This window comes from Microbacterium sp. ZW3a, assembly GCF_057167165.1.
In genome coordinates, this window is sequence record NZ_CM169903.1 from 2,428,624 (window position 1) to 2,447,424 (window position 18,801).

At 72.8% G+C, this 18,801-nt stretch carries 16 protein-coding genes; 8 read left to right on the forward strand and 8 right to left on the reverse strand.

Annotated features, from left to right (window positions below):
- Window positions 1-9: 9 nt before the first annotated feature.
- Complete coding sequence (locus tag ACU6WY_RS11435) at window positions 10-5,949, reverse strand: Ig-like domain-containing protein (protein WP_483819770.1); 5,940 nt, start codon at window positions 5,947-5,949, stop codon at window positions 10-12.
- A 248-nt stretch (window positions 5,950-6,197) separates the two neighbouring features.
- Between ACU6WY_RS11435 and ACU6WY_RS11440 the strand changes: the two genes are divergently transcribed.
- Window positions 6,198-7,016: a helix-turn-helix domain-containing protein gene (locus ACU6WY_RS11440; protein ID WP_483819771.1), complete on the forward strand. Its 819-nt coding sequence runs from the start codon at window positions 6,198-6,200 to the stop codon at window positions 7,014-7,016.
- 12 nt (window positions 7,017-7,028) lie between these two features.
- Here ACU6WY_RS11440 and ACU6WY_RS11445 read toward each other — a convergent pair whose 3' ends face one another.
- The 4 genes from ACU6WY_RS11445 to ACU6WY_RS11460 all read right to left on the reverse strand — a co-directional run bounded on the left by ACU6WY_RS11445 (window position 7,029) and on the right by ACU6WY_RS11460 (window position 10,077).
- Window positions 7,029-8,078, reverse strand: coding sequence for an ATP-binding cassette domain-containing protein (locus ACU6WY_RS11445; RefSeq protein WP_483819772.1), 1,050 nt, complete (start codon window positions 8,076-8,078; stop codon window positions 7,029-7,031).
- Window positions 8,075-8,857 (reverse strand): molybdate ABC transporter permease subunit, encoded by a 783-nt coding sequence (gene modB / locus ACU6WY_RS11450; RefSeq protein ID WP_483819773.1) that lies wholly within the window; start codon window positions 8,855-8,857, stop codon window positions 8,075-8,077. Before modB ends, ACU6WY_RS11445 begins: the two co-directional genes overlap by 4 nt.
- Window positions 8,854-9,606 carry a molybdate ABC transporter substrate-binding protein gene (gene modA / locus ACU6WY_RS11455; RefSeq protein ID WP_483819774.1) on the reverse strand — a complete coding sequence of 251 codons (753 nt, stop codon included), beginning with the start codon at window positions 9,604-9,606 and terminating at the stop codon, window positions 8,854-8,856. Before modA ends, modB begins: the two co-directional genes overlap by 4 nt.
- A 78-nt stretch (window positions 9,607-9,684) precedes the next feature.
- The gene (locus tag ACU6WY_RS11460) at window positions 9,685-10,077 is read right to left on the reverse strand and encodes a TOBE domain-containing protein (protein ID WP_483819775.1); all 393 of its coding nucleotides are present in this window, start codon (window positions 10,075-10,077) and stop codon (window positions 9,685-9,687) included.
- A 53-nt stretch (window positions 10,078-10,130) separates the two neighbouring features.
- Between ACU6WY_RS11460 and moaA the strand changes: the two genes are divergently transcribed.
- The 5 genes from moaA to ACU6WY_RS11485 are packed head-to-tail and all read left to right on the forward strand — an operon-like array spanning window position 10,131 to window position 13,888.
- Complete coding sequence (gene moaA / locus ACU6WY_RS11465) at window positions 10,131-11,186, forward strand: GTP 3',8-cyclase MoaA (protein ID WP_483819776.1); 1,056 nt, start codon at window positions 10,131-10,133, stop codon at window positions 11,184-11,186.
- Entirely contained in the window at window positions 11,183-11,953 is a 771-nt protein-coding gene (locus ACU6WY_RS11470; RefSeq protein WP_483819777.1) for a HesA/MoeB/ThiF family protein, read from the forward strand. The genes moaA and ACU6WY_RS11470 overlap by 4 nt, the downstream gene beginning before the upstream one ends.
- Window positions 11,950-13,173 carry a molybdopterin molybdotransferase MoeA gene (locus ACU6WY_RS11475; protein WP_483819778.1) on the forward strand — a complete coding sequence of 408 codons (1,224 nt, stop codon included), beginning with the start codon at window positions 11,950-11,952 and terminating at the stop codon, window positions 13,171-13,173. Before ACU6WY_RS11470 ends, ACU6WY_RS11475 begins: the two co-directional genes overlap by 4 nt.
- A complete protein-coding gene (gene moaC, locus ACU6WY_RS11480) occupies window positions 13,170-13,649 on the forward strand; it encodes a cyclic pyranopterin monophosphate synthase MoaC (RefSeq protein WP_483819779.1) in 480 nt (159 codons plus the stop codon). Before ACU6WY_RS11475 ends, moaC begins: the two co-directional genes overlap by 4 nt.
- A gap of 2 nt (window positions 13,650-13,651) precedes the next feature.
- Window positions 13,652-13,888, forward strand: a complete 237-nt coding sequence (locus tag ACU6WY_RS11485) for a MoaD/ThiS family protein (protein ID WP_483821916.1) — start codon at window positions 13,652-13,654, stop codon at window positions 13,886-13,888.
- Window positions 13,889-13,917: 29 nt separating this feature from the next.
- Here the strand turns inward: ACU6WY_RS11485 and ACU6WY_RS11490 are convergent, their stop codons facing one another.
- Genes ACU6WY_RS11490 through ACU6WY_RS11500 form a run of 3 tightly spaced genes read right to left on the reverse strand, consistent with a single transcriptional unit; the run spans window position 13,918 to window position 16,379 of the window.
- Window positions 13,918-14,346 (reverse strand): molybdenum cofactor biosynthesis protein MoaE, encoded by a 429-nt coding sequence (locus ACU6WY_RS11490; RefSeq protein ID WP_483819780.1) that lies wholly within the window; start codon window positions 14,344-14,346, stop codon window positions 13,918-13,920.
- A complete protein-coding gene (locus tag ACU6WY_RS11495) occupies window positions 14,343-14,825 on the reverse strand; it encodes a MogA/MoaB family molybdenum cofactor biosynthesis protein (protein ID WP_483819781.1) in 483 nt (160 codons plus the stop codon). Before ACU6WY_RS11495 ends, ACU6WY_RS11490 begins: the two co-directional genes overlap by 4 nt.
- A 9-nt stretch (window positions 14,826-14,834) precedes the next feature.
- The gene (locus ACU6WY_RS11500) at window positions 14,835-16,379 is read right to left on the reverse strand and encodes an SDR family oxidoreductase (protein WP_483819782.1); all 1,545 of its coding nucleotides are present in this window, start codon (window positions 16,377-16,379) and stop codon (window positions 14,835-14,837) included.
- A 62-nt stretch (window positions 16,380-16,441) separates the two neighbouring features.
- Here ACU6WY_RS11500 and ACU6WY_RS11505 point away from each other — a divergent pair, with 62 nt between their 5' ends.
- A complete protein-coding gene (locus ACU6WY_RS11505; protein WP_483819783.1) occupies window positions 16,442-17,077 on the forward strand; it encodes a response regulator in 636 nt (211 codons plus the stop codon).
- Window positions 17,074-18,792, forward strand: a complete 1,719-nt coding sequence (locus ACU6WY_RS11510; RefSeq protein WP_483819784.1) for a hypothetical protein — start codon at window positions 17,074-17,076, stop codon at window positions 18,790-18,792. Before ACU6WY_RS11505 ends, ACU6WY_RS11510 begins: the two co-directional genes overlap by 4 nt.
- Window positions 18,793-18,801: the final 9 nt, after the last annotated feature.

The window sequence follows — 18,801 nt, forward strand, 5'->3', positions numbered from 1 at the left end:
GTCCCTGGGCTATCGGCCCTGGACCCATTCCTTGCTGAAGATCTCCAGGGCGAAAGGCTTCCCGTCGCCAAGCCGGTTGTTCGGGTCCGGGCAGGCGATCCGGACCGAGCCGTTCGCGGGGATCGCCACGTTGGCAACCGCCCCTGCGTAGTTGGCATTCGTAACGCCGTCCCACCTGCGGTCGTCGTAGGACGACGCGGCCCAGCACCGAATCTCAAAGGTGCCTGCCTGATAGCTCTGCAAGTTCAACGTCGCCGACTTCCCAGAGATGTCTGTGATCCACGCCCGCGTCGGCGGCGGATCATTCGCCTGACCCGTCCGAGAATCCGACGACGTCCCCGCCTCGTTCGTGTACGAGAGGTTCAACGTGTACGACTCGCTCGGCTGCAGCCCGTCCTTCGTCCACGACAACCGGCCCTCGCCGCCGACCGGAGCGTTCGTCGACGTGATCGGGCGACCGTTGGAGTTGACCGACCACACGAACTGCACCGCGCGGTCCTGACGGTTCACCTGCTCGAAGGAGATGATCGGCTTCCCGAAGGGCACGGACTCGTTCGACCGCGTCTCGGCGCCCGGCGAGACGCCCTGGACCGAGGAGATCGCCCACACGCTCACGGTGTATGCCGACCCATTCGACAGACCCGAGATCGAGCCGCCCGAGACGGGGAGGGTGCCCTGTGCTCCGGTCTGGTCGACGCGATAGCGGTACTGGATCTCGTCGGAACGCGAGCCGTTGAGCGGCCCCGGAGTGATCTCGACCCCCATCGACTGATCCCGCGGGGTCGTGACGACCTTCGCCGGAGCCCCCGGGGCCACGGCCCCTCGGCGCGGCGCCGAATCCGCGCTCGCCGCCGAATCCCCCGCCTTGTTCCGCGCGGTGACCGAGAACGCGTAGTCGGTCTCACTGGTGTCGACGACGACGTTCTGCGAGGTCGCGCTGGTCTGGATGGTGTTGACCACCGACCCTCCGCGCTTGACCGTGAGGGTGTAGCTCGACACGCGGTCGCCGTTGTCGCTCGCCGGGGCGGTCCACGAGACGCCGATCTGGGCCTGAGATCCGACCGGCGTCGCCGGGAGGGTCGTCGGTGCACCCGGCGCATCGGGAACCCCCGCGGGCACCACGGCCGCCGAGTACGGGCTCCACTCGCTGGGCTCGGGCGCGCGGTTCACCGCCTGGACGCGAACCTGGTAGGCGACGCCGTTCTGCAGGCCGTCCCACACGAGGCTGGTCCCGCTGACCCCCGTGCGCTGGATGGGCCCGGTGGCCGGGGCGGGAGAGATCTCGAGGTTGTACGAGGTCACCGGCGATCCGGTCGAGCGCGGAGCCGCCCACGACACCGTCAGGCTCCGGTCGCCAAACACGGCCGACGGCGACCCCGGGGTGTCGGGGCGCGCGTCGGGTCGGGCCGGAGCCGAGGCCGGTGAGGGGTCGGAGTCCCCGACGGCGTTGGTCGCGACCACCGTGAAGGTGTATTCGACGTCGTTCGTGAGTCCGTCCAGCGTGCACGTGGTCGACGCGCACGCCTTGCTGTACCCCTGCGGCGACGTCACGGTGTACCCGGTGATGGGCGAACCGTTGTTGGTCGGGGTCGACCAGGACAGCACGACCGTCCGGTCCTGGATCGAGGTGACGGTGGGTGTTCCCGGTGCACCCGGGCGGCCCTGCACCGTCAGCAGGATGCGACCTTCGACCTGGCGCTCGGCTGAGGCCGTGGCATCCCCGATGCGATAGCCGACGACCATGGTGCCGACGAAGTCGGCGGCCGGGGTGACGTCCACACGTCCTCCGCTGACGGCCGCGGTGCCCTCTCCGCTGTCGACGCGAGCCGAGAGGAGCTCGAGCGGGCCCTGATCCGCGAAGGGGTTGATGTCGTTGGCGAGCACGTCGACGCTCGTCGTGCGCCCCTGATCGGCCCGCGCGACGACGTCGTCGTTGGCGACGGGGAACGGTCGCTGGGAGACGACGGCGGTCAGTGTGACCGAGCCCGCTCCCGGAGCAGAGGTTCCGTCCGATGCCAGGACGCGCACCGATCCGGTCGCCCCGGCGGCGGCATCGGCCTCGGCCGAGACCTCCATCGTCGTCCCCGAGATCGACGCGCGGAAGCCCGCGGGGACATCGCCGTCGATCGAGAACGTGAGTCGGTCTTCATCCCCCTCATCGGGGTCGCGGGTGAGCCGCGCGAGGTCGAGGGTCTGGCTGCCCTCGCCGGGCGCGACTCTCACCGAGGCGTTGCGCATGACGGGCGATTGGTTCTCGCCCGGGAGCACACGGATCGGGATCGAGACGTAGGCCGAGAGCCCCTCGGGGTCGTCGGGCCCGGTCCCGTCGGTCACGAGCACGCCCAGTGAGTCTCGGCCGAAGAAGCCCGGAGCGGATCGGTAGTCGAGCGTGCGCTCGTCCACCAGCATCGGCGAGCCGTCCGCGTGTCCGGCGCGCACGGAATCGGCCGTCGCGACGCGCGGCTGGCGCTCGGGACGAACGTGCACGTGATCGGCGAGCAGGATGCGCACGCTCTCGCCGCTGGTGACGGTGATCGGTTCCGTTGACGCGAGGGTGGGCACGAGGGTCGCCACTCCCGGCACGAAGACGAAGGCCTGGGCGGTCTGGCCGTCGGCATCCTGGAGCCGGTAGCGGACGATCTGCGCCGCCGGCTGCAGGGTGATCGTCAGGATGCCACCGGCTCCGACCGACGTGGACGGGTCGCTCGTCGAGACGCGAAGGTCGTCGACCGTTCCATCGGGATCCTCGTCGTTCTCGAGCACGGCCACGTCGACGGTGGGAGCGGCCGTGACCTGACCGGGGACCACCCGATCGTCGCGCGCGATGGGGGCGACGGCCGGCGCGTCGGGGTCGACGGTCACCAGGAGCGAGCCCACGGCCGTCGCCCCGAAGGAGTCCGCGATCGCATAAGTGAACGGGTACTGACCGGGCGTGCTCGGCGCCGTCAGCACCGCGCGCCCCCCGAGGACCTCCGCCGCGACGCCGTCAGGTGCCGTCAGGCCATCGGGGTCGATGGAGATCCGATCCCCGTCCGGGTCGGAATCGTTCGCGGTCACGGGGACCGCGACCCGACGTCCGGGCTTGACCGTCACGGTGTCCTTGACCGCATACGGCGGCTGATTGTCGTAGCCCGGGGCGGCGACGCCGACCACGACGGTGCTCTGCGCCTCGGCGCCCAGCCGGTCGCGAACGGTGTACGTGAAGGTGTCCCGCCCCGTGGCATCCGGATAGGCCTCGTAGACGAACCAGCTGTCGCCGGTGGTGACCGCACCCTTTTCGGGGTTGGATGCCACGCCCACCAGTTCGACCGAATCGCCGTCCGGGTCGATGCCCTCCAGCGGAACCGCGATGCGGACGGTGTTGCCCGCGATGACGCGCGAGGTCACCGGCTTGGGCCGCGGAGCAGAGTTGCTGCCCTGATCGGGAGGCAGCACCTGGATAGTGAGGTAGCCCGCGGTGCGGTTCTGCTGGCTGTCGGACACCTCATAGGTCGCGTGCACGGTGCCGGGCTCGGTGCCGGCCTGGAACCGGATCCGATCGCCGTCGACGAAGATCGTCTCCACGTCCGGCACGTCGGTTTCGACGAGAGCGGGCTCCAGTCGCAGCGTGTCGTTGTCGGGGCTGTAGTCGTTGTCGAGCACGGGGATCGAGACGACATCGCCGACGCGCACGATGGCGGTGTCGTCCACGGTGACGGGCGGACGCAACTGGGCCGGCAGCGGGACGGGGAGAACGAGAACTTCCCCGGTGGCAGTCTGGGTTCCGTTGGAGACGGTGTAGGTCATCGTCACCGGGCCAGACAGCCCCGACAGGTCGGTGACGCGCAGGATCCGGTGCTCGAGGACCTCCACCGAGATGCCCGCCCCGGGCGCGACCCGCGCGGTCTGGACGACGAGGATGCCACCACTCGGGTCGACGTCGTTGGCGAGGACGTCGACGAGCGTGTTCCGACCCGCGGGGAGGAGGGCGAGATCGCGCACCGCCACCGGCGGAAGCGGCGAGGACCCGGCGGCGACGACGTCGATTCGCACGATGCCCACGGCCGAGTGCGGTCCGTCGGTCACGAGGTACTGCACGTAGAAGGTGCGGGGCTGATCCGTGACGAAATCGAACGTGCCCGCCGCGAAATCCGGCGTGATCGTGGCGCCCGGAACGGTGTCGTGCTTCGACAGGCGCAGCGGGCGCCCCGTGGGGCTGAGATCGTTGTCCAACGGTGCGACGGTCACGGGCACACCGGCCACCGCGGTGACACGGTCGGCGTTGGCGACGGGGTTCAGCGTGTCCGAGGGTCGCACGTCGACGCGCAGGGTGCCCTCGGACGTCTCCCGCCCGTCCGACACGACGAGCGTCACCTCGTGGAGGCCCGTCTGCGCGGTCGCCGCGGTGTACTCGATCACCCCGTTACTGCGGAAGGTGACGAGGTCGCCGCCCTCCACGGACGCGTTCTGCAGGAACACGTCGTCCCCGTCGGGATCGCTCCAGGCATCCAGCACCCCGTAGGTGAGGGTCGCGCCCGCCTCCACCAGGATCGTGTCGGTGCGCTTCTGGACGGGGGCCTCGTTGACCTCGGGGGGCCGGACGGTGAGCGTGGCGGTCGCCTCGGCCGTGCCTTCGCGCCCATCGTCGACGCGATACCGCAGTGCGGTCGCGCCGGTGGCGTTGGCGGGCACCGAGGCCTGGAGCGCGGCACCGCCGAGGACCGGCTGCACGTCCCAGCCCGACGGTGGGTCGCCGACCAGGGAGGCCGCAAGCAGGTCGCCGTCGGGATCGGTGTCGTTCTCGGTGACCCGCACGATCGTGGTCCGGCCGGCGCGGACGCCGTACTGATCGTCAACGGCGGTGGGAGGCGTGTTCTCGGCGCTGCGTTCGGGCAGATCGAACTGCGGCTTCTCGTCCTGGCTCTGTTCCTCCTCGGCCTCATCGGAGGCGGGCGGGACGACCTCGTCCCAGTTCTCGATGCGCTGGACGTTCTGGTCGATCGCCCACACCGTGCCGGCCAGGGTGTCGTTGACCACGACGACTCGGCGGTTCGTGCGCAGCACCAGGCGCGCGTCGGGGGTGGTCTCGATGGTGTGTTGGACATCGTCGTCGGTTCCCGGGCAATCCCGGACGTACGCCCCGGTACCGCTCCACACCGCGTACGCGCAGCCTCCGACGACCACCGGCGCGGAGGGAACGCCCTTCGACACCGTCGCGACGGTCTCCGCCTCACCGCCGCCGAGGGGCTGCCGCAGAAGCGCGGTCTCCGTCGCGATGTAGACCGAATCGGCGTCCGCCCCCGGCTGCTGCAGGCGTGCCCCCTCGCCCCCGGGCACGGGCACCGCGGAGCCCGTCCGCGTGTAGAACGTGCCGGAGGTGGCGTCGAGGCCCACCCCGTTCTCGCCCACGACGGTGACCGACAGCGCCGCCGCGTCGCCCACGTCTGCGAGCGCCTGAGATCGGGTCTCGCCGGTGGACGCGTCGACCTCGAGCAGGGCGCCGTCCCGTGTCGACGCGGCGACGATGTGAGTGCCGGACCGCGAAACGGCCATGGCCGCCCCCTCCCCCACATCGGCGGTGGCCGCCTCGGGATCGAAGGTCGTGCCGGTGATGGCGGAGGAAGAGACGGAGTAGATGCGCCCGTCGGCGAGAATCCCGAGGGTCCCTCCGCCCAGTGCGACGAAGGCGTTCGCGGGAAGGGTCGTGTCCGAGCCGAGAGCCACCTCGGCGGGATCGACCAGCGTCAGCGTGGAGTTGACACCATCGACGACGGCGACGGTGTCCCCGTCCTGCAGGATGTCGTACTCGGCCGCGCGCGTTCGCAGCGCGCCGTCGAGGAGCCGGGACGGGTAGTTCAGGTGGCCGACCAACAGGTCCGACGACTTCGTGACCCAGACTCCGCCGTCGTCGAGCTCCAGATCGGCGGTGGGAATGCCGGGGTGCAGCACCGCGAGCGTGGAGATCGTCACGGCTGCCGCCGTCAGCGTCGCGGCCGACGCGACTGCGCCCCGTCGACGCCATAGCCAGCCCATGACCATGGCCCCTCCCCCAGTGTGTACAAGTCCGTTGACTTTGGCCTCGGAGCTAAGTAGAGCGCAGGGGCCCCGGGTGACCACATGGGGAGAATTCACCATGTATGTTCACCGTGGGGACCGGAATCATCCGTTCCGGACGTATCCGGAAATTCCGGTCGGTCATTTTTCTAAAGGGGAGAAAGATGAACGGCGAGCAGTCGCACGAAGACAAGACGACCGATCCTGGCGCAGGAATCGCTGAGTTCGCAGCGGAACTGCGCCGCCTCCGGCTGGAGGCCGGAAGTCCCACGCTGGCGCACTTGCGGCATCGGACGGGAATCTCGCGCACGGTGATCTCGGACGCTCTCTCGGGGCGATCGCTCCCGACCGAGCGGACCGTCGATGCCCTCGTCCGGGCGTTCGACGAAGACCCCGCGCCGGCTCTCCAACGCCGCGCCGACCTGGCCCGCCGGGCGACACCATCGGGGCTGGCCGCAGCGCCGGTCGAGGCCACCGAGAGCACCGAGCGCCCGCACGGTTTCAGCCGCCGCGGTGCTGTTCTGCTCTCCCTCGGCACGTTCCTCGCGGGCAGCCTGGTCACTCTCGGCGGCGTCGCCGCCGTCACGGCCCTGACCACCCCGCCTCCCGGCGCACCGCAGATCGCCGTGGAGAACGGCATCGATCCCGCCGCAACGGCCTGCGTCGAAGATGCCGCCGTCGCGACGGGCGACACTCGCGCCGACAACTCCCTGCTCGAGATCGTGTGGTCGGACAAATGCCAGGCGGGGTGGGGCCGCATCACCCGGTACGACGGGAAGGCGATGGGCAACACCGTCTCGATCGCGATCTACCCCAAGACCGCGGCCGATGGGCCGTTGCGACAGGAGGCGACGGAACACGATGTCCAGGGGGCGTACACGACCCTGGTCGTGCGCCCGTCGCCGGACACGCTGCTGTGCGCGGAGGGGAGCTTCACCGTCGACGGCACCCGCATCGACCTGGGCGACCCCCTCTGCATCTAGTCGGGGATCACCTCAGGATGCCGCGACGAACCGCACGCGGTCCGGCGGGATCCACAGCTCCACGGCGTCGCCCACGTGCACCGTTCCCGCCTCGACCGCGGGTATCTCGGCGACGCCGAAATCGGTGACGATCCGCACGCCGGAGGGAGTCGGCTCCAGGGAGCGCACCACGGCCCTCCACGCGCCGTCCGCGGGACCCGTGCGCACATCCGCCGCACGGAACACCGCGGCCAGCGCCCACCCCTCGTGCGCGGCGAGCGCCCGGGAGGCGGCATCCGTCGATTCCAGACGAGCATCGCCGCTCTCCCACCCGCCGCCGCGCGCCGTCCCGACGAGGCGCTCGAGCCCGGCGATGCGGGCGGCGACCGCGGTCGCGGGGGCGCTCAACACATCGCGCACTGGCCCCGCCTGCGTCACGCGCCCACGTTCCAGGATGACCAGGCGGTCGGCGAGGGCGGCCGCGTCGACCGCGTCGTGGGTGACCGCCACGGTCGTGACACCGGCGAGACGCTCGCGCAGCATTGCGCGGATCTCCGACGCCGTCACCGCGTCGAGGGCGACGAGCGGTTCGTCCAGCAGCACCACGCGCGGCCGCGCGGCGAGGGCACGGGCCACCGCGACGCGCTGCTGTTCCCCGCCCGAGAGCTCTGCCGGGCGGCGGTCGCCCGTGCCGGGAAGCCCCACGCGCGCGAGCCACTGGTCGGCGTCGGCGCGGGCCTCGTCGGCGGCGACACCGGCAGCGCGCGGACCGAACGCGACGTTCTCGCGGGCGGTGAGGTGCGGGAACAGGCGGGCGTCCTGACCGAGCAGCACGATGCCGCGGTGCATCGGCGCGGTGCGCACGCGCGGCCGCACGACGCGGTCGAGCACCCGCCCGTCGACGGAGATCTCCCCCTCGTGTACGGGCTGCAGCCCCGCGAGCGCGTCGAGCAGCGTGGATTTCCCCGCCCCGCTGCGCCCCATGACCGCGACGGTCTCGCCGGGGGCGACCTCGAGCGCGACGTCGACGTCGAAGTCGCGTCGGCGCACCCGCACCCGGGCGCGGAGGCTCGCCGCGGTCATCGTGCGGCTCCCGTCGGACGCCAGCCGCGCACGAGCAGCAGCACCGCGATCGCGGTGACCAGGAGCAGGAGCGACAGCGCGACCGCGGTGCCCTGCGAGACGCCGGCCCCGTTGAACGCGGTGTAGATCGCCAGCGGCATCGTCTGGGTGACCCCGGGCCGGTTGCCCGCGAACAGCGCGGTCGCCCCGAACTCCCCGATCGCGCGCGCGAAGCACAGCACGACGCCCGCGACGATGCCGGGCGCCGCCAGCGGCAGCGTCACGCGGCGGAGGATCGTGGCGCGGCTCGCGCCGAGCGACGCCGCGGCCCGCTCGAACTCCACCCCGGTGCTGCGGAGGGCTCCCTCCACCGCCAGCACCAGGAACGGCAGCGCGACGAAGACCTGCGCGAGCACGACGGCGGGCGTGGTGAAGGGCAGCCCGAGCGCGCCGAACCAGCCCGAGCGCCCGAAGAGGTACAGCAGTGCCACTCCCCCGACCATGGGCGGCAGCACGAGCGGCACCGTCACGAGCGCGCGCAGGAGCGCCGCCGTGCGGGCGGGGCTCCGCGCGATCAGAACAGCCAGGGGGATGCCGACGACCGCGCACACCGCGGTGGCCGCCGCCCCGGTCCCCAGCGACAGCGCGAGCGCCGAGAGCGCCGCGGGAGAGGTGACCTCCGCCCCCAGCGTCGACCAGTCCACGCGGGAGATGAGCGCCGCCAACGGCACGAGGAGGAAGAGCAGCCCGACGACCGCCGGCACGAACAGCCAGCGCGGGACGAATCCGCCGCCCCTCACGGTGCCCGGAATCCCGCGTCGGCGAGGATCGCCCGCCCGATCGGCGACAGCACGAAGTCCACGAAGGCCGCGGCGGCGGCCGGGTTCGGGGCCCCGGCGAGCGCCGCGATCGGATACCGGTTGACGACGGCCTCGGCCCCCTCGGGCACGATCGCCTCGACGTCGTCGCGTCCGGCGACGTCGGTGGCGTAGACGAGACCGGCATCCGCCTCCCCGGCGGCCACCTTCGTGCGCACGGCGGTGACGTTCTGCTCGATGCTCGCGGGCGACACGGTGACCCCCGCGTTCGACAGGAGCGTCGTGGAGGCGGCCCCGCACGGCACCTCGGCCGCGCAGAGCACGGTGGTGACGCGCGCCAGGTCAGCGAGGGTCACGACCCGCGCCGGATTTCCGGCGGGGACGGCGATCACGAGGGTGTTCTCCGCGAAGATCCGGGGGGCGGGGGCCGCGACCCCGATCTCGGACATGGTCCGCTCGTCGGCCGCGGCGAACACGTCGGCGGGAGCGCCCGCGTCGATCTGCGTGGCGAGGGTCTGGGACCCGTCGTACACGGGCTGCACGCTCACGCCGGGGTTCTCCGCCTCGAAGGCGCGGGCGATCTCGTCGAACGGGCGCTGGAGCGAGGCCGCCGCGTACACCTGCACCGTTCCCGAGAGTGCACCTCCCGGCTCGGGCTCCGTTCCGGTGCACCCGCTGCCGAGCGCGGCGACGGCCGCGAGGAGCACCAGAAGGCGGGAGGGGCGACGCACGGCGGTCCTTTCCGCGGCGCCGACGGCCCGCGGCATCCATTCTCCCGCATGTGCGGAGGATGAGGCTCGAAAGAGTCGCTAGTGCGGAGTTTCGATCGTGACGACCGTGGCCTTGACGGATGCCACGGCGAGCGCGCCGGGCGCGAGAGCGAGCTCCTCGGCGGCCTCGGCCGACATGAGCGACACGACCCGGTGCGGGCCGCACTGCAGGTCGACCTGGGCCATCACCCCGTCGATGCGCACCCGCGTGACGAGCCCCACGAAGCGGTTGCGGGCGCTGGAAGCGACGCCGGTGGGATCGTCGGGCTCGTCGGCGAGCGCGACCGCGCGCGCGGCGAGGGCGTCACCGGGGATCTCGACCGGCGTCGCACCGGTCGTCGGCAGCTGGCCCTGGTCGATCCAGCGGCGCACGGTGTCGTCGCTGACGCCGAGCAAGCGTGCGGCCTGCGCGATGCGGAAAGTGTTCGGCATGGGTCGACGCTAACGCCGACCCCCGGGGTCGTGCACTCGCCTAGGCTCGACCCATGGATGGCGTGCGCGAGACCGGAGCACCGCGAGAGGGCGGACTTCTCGACCGGTTCGGCCGCGTCGCCCGCGACCTGCGCGTGTCGGTGATCGACAAGTGCAACCTGCGCTGCACGTACTGCATGCCCGCCGAGGGCCTCCCCTGGATGCCGCAGACGCAGCTCATGACCGGCGACGAGATCGCGCGAATCGTGCGGGTCGCCGTGCGGTCCCTGGGCGCGGAGGAGCTGCGCCTCACCGGCGGCGAGCCGCTCGTGCGCAAAGACCTCGAAGACGTCATCGCCCGCATCCGCGCCGACCACCCCGACCTGCCGATCTCGATGACCACCAACGCCGTGGGGCTGGATCGCCGGGCTCAGGCTCTGAAAGACGCGGGCCTCACGCGCGTCAACGTCTCGCTCGACACGCTGCACCCCGAGACCTTCGCCGAGCTCACCCGCCGACCCCACCTCGACAGGGTGCTCGCCGGGCTGCAGGCCGCTCGGGCGGCGGGCCTCGGCCCCATCAAGATCAACGCCGTGCTGCTGCGGGGGATCAATGACACCGAGATCGTGCCGCTCGTGGACTGGGCGGTGACGAACGGTTTCGAGATGCGGTTCATCGAAGACATGCCCCTCGACGGCGACCGGTCGTGGACCGAGACGCAGGTCGTGCCCGCGCGCGAGATCCGCGCCGCCCTCGAGCAGACGTTCGACCTCGCCGCCGACCCCCGGGGCCGCGGGGCGGCGCCGGCCGAGCGCTGGGAGGTGCGACGCGCGGGCGACAGCACCCTGGCCGGTCACGTCGGCATCATCTCGTCGGTCACCGAGCCCTTCTGCGCGGCGTGCTCGCGCACGCGCGTCACCGCCGACGGTCGCATCCGCTCGTGCCTGTTCTCGCACGAAGAGACCGACCTTCTCACCGCGCTCCGCGACGGCGCCGACGACGAGGGTCTGGCGCAGATCTGGCGCGAGGCGATGTGGCGGAAGCCCCGCGCCCACGGGTCCGACCGTGTCGGCCTTGCCCGGGCCGACTTCATCCAGCCGGAGCGCACGATGAGCGCGATCGGCGGATGAGACCACTCGTCAAGCCGGTGGCGTCCCTCGCCCCCGAAGAGCTGATCCGCACGGCCCGCCATGCGGTGCTCGCCGGCATCGGTGAGGAGGGGCAGCGCCGTCTCGCGGCGGCACGCATCGCGGTCGTCGGGGCCGGCGGCCTCGGCTCTCCCGTGCTTCTCGCCCTCGCCGCGGCGGGGATCGGCGAACTCGTCGTGATCGACGACGACATGGTCGAGCGCACGAACCTGCAGCGCCAACTGCTGCACCGTGTCGACGACATCGGCACCCCCAAGACCGCCTCCGCCGCCCGGGCGGTGCGCGACCTCTCCCCCCTCACGCGCGTCCGCGAGGAGAACCGCCGCCTGACGCCCGAGAACGCGCGCGCGCTCCTCGGCGACGCCCACGTCGTGATCGACGGCAGCGACACCTTCGACACCCGCAGCGCCGTGGCATCCGCCACCGACGAGCTCGGGATGCCGCTGGTGTGGGGCGCCGTGCAGGAGTGGTCGGCGCAGGCGACGGTGTTCTGGTCGCGCCCTCCCGAGGGCCACCCCGCCGTGACGCTCGCCGACGTCTTTCCCCCGAACTCCGTCGGCGAACCGCCGACGTGCGCTCAGGTGGGCGTCCTGGGGTCGCTCTGCGTGCAGGTGGGCGGACTCCTCGCCACCGAGGCGATCAAGCTCGTCACCGGCGCCGGGGAACCGCTCCTCGGGCGCATGGCGGTCATCGACGCCCTGCGCGCCCGCCACGACATCGTCCCGCTCGTTGCCCGGAGGACCCCGTGACCGATCTGCTGACCGTCGAGGAGCACCGCGCCCGCGTCCTCGCCGCCGTGACGCCGCTGCCGGTGGAGACCCGCGCGCTCACCGACGCCGCGGGCCACACGCTCGCCGCCGCCGTCACCGCCCGGCACGACCTGCCCGGCGACGACAACTCCTCGATGGACGGGTTCGCCGTGCGCTTCGCCGACGTGGACGGGGCGGATGCCACGCACCCGGTGTCGTTGCGGGTCGTCGCGGATCTCCCGGCCGGTTCGTCCGACGACCCGGCCCTCGGCGCCGGCGAGGCGGTGCGGATCATGACGGGTGCGCCCGTCCCGACGGCGGCCGACGCGATCGTTCCGTTCGAGGACACCGCCGGAGGTCTCGCCGATTCCCTCGGCACCGTCGAGGTGCTCCGTGCACCGGCCGCGGCGGGCGCGTTCATTCGCCGCCAGGGCGGAGACGTGCGCACGGGCGCCACCGTGCTCACCGCCGGCGAGCGCCTCGGCGCCTTCGCCCTCTCGGCGGCGGCCGCCGCCGGCGTCCCCGAGCTCGAGATCCGCCGGCGCCCCCGCGTCGCCGTGGTGTCGACCGGGAGCGAACTCGTCGCCCCCGGCACCGTGCCGGGCCGCGGACAGACCCCCGACTCGAACACGACGTTGCTCGCCTCCCTGATCGCCGAAGCCGACGCCGAGGTCACCGTGGTGGCGTCCGTCCACGACGACGCGAGCGCAATCGAGGCCGTGCTCGAGCACGCGACCGACGCCGACGTCGTCGTGTTCACCGGCGGGGTCAGTGCGGGCGCCTACGAGCCCGTCCGCCAGGCTCTGTCCGACCTCATCGCGTTCGTCAAGGTCGCGATGCAGCCCGGAAAACCCCAGGCCTTCGGCGTCCTCGACGACGGCCGACTCGTCTTCGGCCTCCCCGGCAACCCCGTGAGTGTGGCGGTGTCGTTCGAGGTGTTCGTGCGCCCGGCGCTCCTCGCGCTGCAGGGCCGCACGGTCATCGATCGACGGATCGCTCGGCTCACGGCATCCGAGACCTGGAGCACCCCGCCCGGACGCCGCCAATATCTCCCGGCCGCGGTCGACCTCGCCGCGGGCACCGTGCAGCCCGCGACGCCGGGCGGCTCGGGATCGCACCTCGCGGCCTCGCTCGCCCGCGCCGAGGCGTTCGCGATCGTGCCCGCCGAAGTATCCACCGTCGCCGTGGGCGACCCGCTCGATGTCATGCTGATTTCATGACCTTCACCCATCTGGATGCCGCGGGCCACGCCCGCATGGTCGATGTCACCGCCAAGCAGCCCACCGTCCGCACCGCCACCGCCCGCGGCTTCGTGCGGTGTGCGCCCGAGGTCGTCGCCGCGCTCCGCGACGGCACCGCGCCGAAGGGCGACGTGCTGGCCGTGGCGCGGATCTCCGGCATCCAGGCCGCCAAGTCCACGCCCGCGCTCCTCCCCCTCGCCCACGTCATCGGCGTGCACCGCGCCTCGGTCGATCTCGCGATCGTCGACGACGGCGTCGAGATCGAGGCGACCGTCGGCACCGCCGACCGGACGGGCGTCGAGATGGAGGCGCTCACGAGCGTGTCGGTCGCCGCCCTCGCGATCGTCGACATGGTGAAGGGCATGGACAAGGGCACCTCGATCGAGAACGTGCGCATCGTGTCGAAGACCGGCGGAAAGTCGGGCGACTGGCACCGCGCCGGGGAACCGGCGTGAGCGTGCGCGTGCGCGTGCGCTACTTCGCCGCCGCGGCGGAGGCGGCGGGAACGGATGCCGAGAACCGGGACGAGCCGACCCTCGTCGCCCTGCGCGCGGCGATCGTGGCCGACCACCCCGAGCTCGGCGGCATCCTGGATCGCTGCGCGGTGCTCGTCGACGGCGAGCGCCGCGACGACGACGCGCCGCTCGACGCCGTCACGCACGTCGACGTGCTGCCGCCTTTCGCGGGCGGCTGAGCGAGGCTCCGGCCGGGTGCGTTTCGGCCTCAGCCGCCCATGCCCTTCCACGCCGTCGTCCCGTCGGCCTCGACCTGACGCTTCCATACCGGCAGGTCGGTCTTGATCGTCTCGATCACGGCGCGGCACACCTCGAACGCGACGCCCCGATGACCGGATGCCACCGCGATCACGACCGCGGCCTCCCCCACGCCCAGACGCCCCACGCGGTGACTCACCGCGACGAGCGCGTCGGTGCCGTCGGCCGCGCCGTCGGCGATCCGGTGCAGCGCCGCTTCGGCGTCGGGGTGCGCGCTGTACTCGAGCGCGACGACGGCGTCCGACGCATCGGGGTCGGTGTCGCGGACACGACCGACGAACGTCGTGACGGCTCCCGACGAGGAGTCCTCGACGGCGTCGAGGTGCGCGTCGAGGTCGAGCGGCTGCTCCGAGATGCGGGCGATGCGGACGGCGCTCATGCGTGGTCTCCTCCGGCGAGCTGATCGAGGACGTGCGGGGCGATCTCGGCGATCACGGCGATGCCGGACGACACGGCCCGGGTCGAGCCGGGGAGATTCACCACGAGCGTCCCGGTGCCGGCGATGCCGGCGAGCCCCCGCGAGATGACCGACAGGGGCGTGTCGGCGAGACCCCGACGACGCAGCTCCTCGGCGATGCCGGGAAGATCACGGTCGAGCACACGCGCCGTGCCCTCGGGGGTGCGGTCGGTGGGGGCGATGCCCGTACCGCCGGTCGTGACGACGAGCCCGGCGCCCGTGGCGATCGCCGCACGGAGGGCCGCCTCGACGCTGTCCGCACCATCGGGCACGACGACCGGGTCACCGCAGTCGAAGCCCGCGTCACGCAGGAGCGACACCGCGAGCGGACCGCCCCGGTCTTCGCGCAAACCCGCGGCCGAGCGGTCGGACACGGTGATCACGCGGGCGGTGTGCGGCACGTCTTCAGCCTAGGCGTGCGCGTCGCGCTGCACCGATTCGGCCGCCGCGGTGATGCGGCGGGCCATGCCGCTGAAGATGAGGCCGTGGAACGGCAGGACGACCAGCCAGTACAGGCGCCCCGCGAGCCCCGTCGGGAAGAACAGCGCGCGTTGATCGAACCGGGCGCCGTCGCCGTCGGCGCTCGCGCGCAGTTCGAGCCACGCTCCGCCCGGCACCTTCATCTCGGCCCGCAGACGCAGCAGGTGCCCGGGCTCGATGGCCTCGACCCGCCAGAAGTCCAGCGCGTCACCGACAGAGACGACCGAGCGATTCCGTCGCCCACGCGCCAGCCCGACGCCGCCGACCAGGCGGTCCATCCACCCGCGGATCGCCCACAGCAGCGGCGAGGAGTACCACCCGTTCTCGCCGCCGATCCCCACGATGACCGACCAGAGCTGCGCGGGAGACGCCGAGGTGCGCATGGTGCGCTCGTCGGTGTACACCAGGCGGCCCGCCCACTCCGGGTCGTTCGGCAGCGGGTCGCTCGCGGCGCCGGAGACCTCGGCATCCTGCCAGCTCGTCTCGATCGCGTCCTCGTTCACGCGTCCGAGTGCCCGGCGAACGGCCTCGCGATACGGCATCAGCCCGCCCTCGGGACGCGGCACGAGGTCGTCGATCGCGCGATCCTTCACGACGCAGTCGTTCTGCAGCGACTCCACCAGGGGTCGCGCGATCGCCTTGGGGATGGGGGTGACGAGGTTGACCCAGTGCGAGGCCAACCGCGGAGTCAGCACCGGCAGCGCCGCGATCGCCCGCTGGTGCAGGCCCGCCTCGACCGCGTAGCCGTTCATCATCTGTCCGTAGCGCAGCACGTCGGGACCGCCGATGTCGACGGCGCAGTTGACCTCGGGCGCGACGCGGGCCGACCCGATCAGGTAGTGCAGCACGTCGCGCACCGCGATCGGCTGAATGTGGTTGCGCACCCACTTCGGTGCCGGCATGTACGGGAGCACGTCGGTGAGGTGGCGGACCATCTCGAACGAGGCTGAGCCCGACCCGATCACGACGCCCGCCTGGAGCACGAGGGTCGGCACACCGCTGGCGAGGAGGATCTCCCCGACCTCGACGCGGGAGCGCAGGTGGGCCGACAGGGTCGCGTCGTCGGGGTGCAGCCCGCCGAGGTAGACAATCCGTGAGACGGAGGCCGCGGACGCGGCGGCGGCCACGGTCGTGGCGGCACGGCGGTCGGTGGCCTCGAAGTCGCGTCCGCCGCCCATCGAGTGGATGAGGTAGTAGAGCACGTCGACCTCGTCGACCGCTTGGCCGACCGCCTCGGCGTCGGTCGCGTCGCCCGCCACGGTCTCGACCTCGTCGCCCCAGGGGAACGCGTCGACGCGGCGCGGGTCACGCGCGAGCACGCGCACGCGATACCCGGCGGCCAGCAGCCGCGGCACCAACCGACCGCCGAGATAGCCGGTCGCGCCGAGAACCAGCGCGCGCGGCGGCGATCCGTCGGGGCGGGGCTGCGCGACGAGCGCGGGTTCACGGCCGGTGGGGGCGGACAGCTCGCTCATGACCGTCACGGTACGCGCGCCGACGGCCGAAAAGGGGGGCTTGACGCCGCTAGGGTGAGGCCGTGGAGACCGCGTGGGTGCGACGCGTGCTCGTCGTGGAAGATCAGCCCGCGATGCGCGCGCTGCTGTGCGACATGCTGACGCACCGAGGGTTCGAGGCGACCGGGGCCGCCGACGCCGCGGGGGCCACCTCGGCCTTCACCGAAACGGACCCCGATGTTCTGCTCACCGACATCGACCTCGGTTCCCGCCCCTCGGGGGTGGAGCTGGCCGTCATGCTCGCGGGGCTCGCCCCGCACCTGGCCGTCGTCTTCCTCAGCAGCTTCCCCGCGGCGGTCGCCGCGGCCGGACGCCAGGGCCCGCGCGGCGCAGTGTTCGTCTCGAAACTCGACGTGACCTCGGCCGATGTCGTGGTGGATGCCATCGAGGCGGCGCTGTCGTCGACGGTGCCGCCCGCTCCCCCGGCGCGTCAGTCGCCTCTCACCCGCCTCACGAAGAGGCAGATCGACGTGCTCGCTCTCATCGCCCGCGGCTGCTCCAACGAGGAGATCGCGCGGGAGCGGGGAACGACGACGCGCGCCGTGGAGCGCACGGTGAGTCGGATCTTCGACCGCCTCGACCTCGGCCGCACCCCCGGGACGAATCCGCGTGTGCGGGCGAGCGCGCTGTATCTGGCGGAGTTCGGTTCGGCCCCGTGACCGCGCTGCTGCGAGCCGTGGGCACGGTGCTCTCGAGCGGGCGGTTCGTGTCGCGGTGGACCTTCGTGGCGATCGTCGGGGTGTCCGTGACGGTGCTCGCCCCTCTGCCCGAGACGCTCTCCGAAGGGGAGCGCCTGGCCGTGGGCGCGCTGGCGGCGCTGCCGTTCGCCGGCGCGTGGGCGCTCGTCGGCCTCGTCGAGCGCGCCGTCTTCGGGCGCGCGGTTCGCGCGAGCATCGTCGTGGGGACGCTCGTCGTCGCCTCGATCGCTCGACCGGCGGTGCAGGACGCGGTCTCGCAGGCGCTGGGCCTGGCGATCCCCTCGGCCGACGCCACCCCGCTGCGGGCGGCGACCAACCTCGTTGTGTGGACGATCGCGCTCGGCGGGACGGCCGCCCTCGTCGACCTCGCCCGGTCCACGCGCGAAACCAACGCGCTGCTGCGCGAGGTCCTCGCGCAGCTGGAGGGGGGAGCCGACCGGGTGCGTCGGTACAGCGACCTCGCGCGGGCGGACACCGCCGCCGCCGCGGACGCGCTGGAGGCCCCGCGTCCGGCCACGGTCGCGGGGGTGCGGTCGCTCGCCGTCGATCTCCGCGCGCACGCGCACGCCCTGTCGACGAGGGCCGAGGAGCGCCTGACGGCGACGTCGCCCGCGAGCCCGGCCCCCGCCGCGGCGCGCGTCGCGGGCACACCGTTTCGTCTTCCCCCCGTGGGTCTCCCCGCGGCGATCTACAGCCTCGCCGTTCTCCCCTACGCGCTGCGCAGCGTCTCGCCTCTCGACCTCGTGATCGGGCTGCTCGCGGCCCTCGTGTGCGGCGGCGCCGGTGACCTCCTCGCGCGCCGGGCGGTGCTGCGCCGACGCCACGTGGCCAGCACCGTCGTCTTCCTCGCCGGCGCCATGCTCACGGGTCTGGCACTGGGTGCGGTGGCGATCGCTCAGGGTGTCGCTCTCCCCCTCGCGATCATTCCGGTTCTCGCGTACCCCGCCCTCTCCGCCGCCCTCGCCCGGGGCCGGGGAGCGCTCCGGACGCTCACCGTGGAGCGGCGACGCCTTTCGACCGCGATCGGCGCACGGGCGCGCGCCGACGATCTGGGCACGCGACGGGTTCGCGCGGGCCTGCACGAGGCCGCGGAGCTCCTCCATCGCGACGCGCAGGGTGCGGCGGTGCGGCTCACGCTGCAGCAGCCGCAGCCGACGGAGGCCGAGATCACGGCGTTCCTGGCGGGCCTGCGCCCGCTCGCCGGCGCCGTGCGCGGGGCCCTCGACGCGCCCGCGGCGGTCTCGACGGCCGTCCCGCTGGACCCCCTGCTGCAGACCTGGGGGCGGGCGATGCCGGTGCGCGCCGATATCGGCGACGACGCGAGGAACGTGCTCCTCGGCGATCCGGGGCTCGCCCGTGACGTCGTCGACGTCGTCGCTGAGGGGCTGCTGAACGTCGCCAAGCACGCCCGCGTCCGCACCGCCGACATCGAGGTGCGGATCACCCCCACCGCGGCGGGCCCGCGCCTTCGCGTGCGGGTGATGTCCCCCGGCGCACCGTCGCCCCGGGCGCGGCTGCGCGCGGACTCGCGCGCGCACCTCCTCGGTGCGCGACTCACGGCGGCGGCAGACACCGCCGTGCTCGAGGCGGTCTTCGCGGTCGCGCACGACACCGCGGCATCCGGTTCTGTCGTGTCGACCGACCATTTTCGCGGGGGCGTTTCGAACGGGGACTAGCGTCGGCAC